Origin of the sequence: Nocardiopsis lucentensis DSM 44048 (genome assembly GCF_000341125.1) — a bacterium.
Classification (GTDB): Bacteria; Actinomycetota; Actinomycetes; order Streptosporangiales; family Streptosporangiaceae; genus Nocardiopsis; species Nocardiopsis lucentensis.
Window position 1 is genome coordinate 1 of sequence record NZ_ANBC01000302.1, and the last position, 1,469, is coordinate 1,469.

General features: G+C 73.3%; 3 protein-coding genes. All 3 read right to left on the minus strand.

What is annotated here, in order from left to right; all coding sequences use genetic code 11:
• Positions 1 to 249 (minus strand): DUF2617 family protein (locus D471_RS0110700; protein ID WP_017598617.1); only part of this gene is annotated, 249 nt, incomplete at its 3' end.
• 7 nt (positions 250 to 256) lie between these two features.
• Entirely contained in the window at positions 257 to 802 is a 546-nt protein-coding gene (locus D471_RS0110705; protein ID WP_394296853.1) for a DUF4178 domain-containing protein, read from the minus strand.
• 222 nt (positions 803 to 1,024) lie between these two features.
• The coding region (locus tag D471_RS0110710) for a sulfurtransferase (protein WP_017598619.1) at positions 1,025 to 1,469 on the minus strand (445 nt) is incomplete at its 5' end.

The window sequence follows — 1,469 nt, forward strand, 5'->3', positions numbered from 1 at the left end:
GGCGTCACCGGGCAGCCCGCCGGTGAAGCCCGGCAGGCAGGCGACCGTCTCGATGAGGGGGTCGGTCCCGTTCCCGGGCTCCCGCTCCACGACGACCTGGTGCGACGCGCCGAGGACCCGCAGTTGCACGCGCAGCCCCGGCCGCTCGACGGTGCGGGCGGCCAGGGGTTCGACCACGGGGTGGTTCAGGGTCCACACCAGGTCGTCGGCCCGGGTGTCGACGAAGGGCGTGCTGATGCTCGCGCGCACGTGCCGATCAGCTCCCGGGGTAGATCGTGAAGCTGCCGGGGAGGATCTTCTGACCGGTGGCGGCCTCCCAACCGCCGTGGTCGAACCGCTCGAAGGACAGCAGTCGGCCGTCGGCGGACTCGTAGTCGGCGTAGTCCAGGCCGCCCTGGGCCCGCAGGCCGGTGGTGCCCTCGGAACGGTAGGAGCCGGTGCCCCTCTCCTCCAGCCGGTAGGTGACGCCCTCGAACTCCAGGGTCTTGGCGTGCGGGGTCAGCTCGGTGTCGGGGCGGCCGGTCCACAGGACCAGCTCCAGGTCGGGGTCCTCCTCCACGGAGAGCCAGCGCTTGCCGCCGTCGACCTCCAGGAAGTGCTCGGACCAGGTGAAACCGCCCTCGGACAGACGCAGGGAGCCGCGGATCCAGGTGCGCTCGTGCCCGAAGTCGAGCATGTCGCCCGCCTTGAGTGTTCGGGGGTCGCCGGTGGTGTCGCCCTCGTTGGCGAACGGGTCCCGGGGCGTGGGCTGCGGGGACTTCATCGTCGATTCCTTCTTGCGTGAGCGGTTCGACGTGATCACGACAGCGATCAGGATGCCGATGATCACGAGGAGCAGCAGTAGGAGTGCGGTGGTCACGGTTCCTCGCTTGGCTGTGGGGCGGAGCTGGTGCCAACGGCGCCCGCGGGCGTCCTTCCTCTGACGCGTCCGACGGCCGCACGGTTTCGTCCTGGCCGAAAACGGCCAGGCAAGGAGGCCGTCCGGCGGAAAACCGCGCGGACGGCCTCGGGACGTGGGCGCAGACTACCCGGGGCGGTGGGGGTCGCCGGTCTCGACCGGCAGACCGTCGTCGGCGCCCCAGCGGCTCCACGAACCGGGGTAGAGCCGCGTGCGCGTGTACCCGGCGTGCTCCAGCGCCAGGAGGTCGTGGCAGGCGGTCACGCCGGAGCCGCAGTAGGCGGTCACGGTGGCGGCGGAGTCCGCCCCGAGCCCGGCGAAGCGTTCGCGCAGGGCCCCGGGAGCGGCCAGGAAGCCGTCGTCGTCCAGGTTGGCGGGCCACTCGGCGCTCCGCGCGCCGGGGACGTGGCCGGGACGGGCGTCGACGGGGGCGGGCGCCTCGCCGGTGTAGCGGCCGTACACGCGGGCGTCCAGGATCAGGTGCGCGGGGTCGTCGGTCTGGGCGAGGAGCGTGGGCGTGTGCACCACGCGGTCGGCGGGCCAGGCGCGCGCGGTGCGGCGGGGGGGGGTG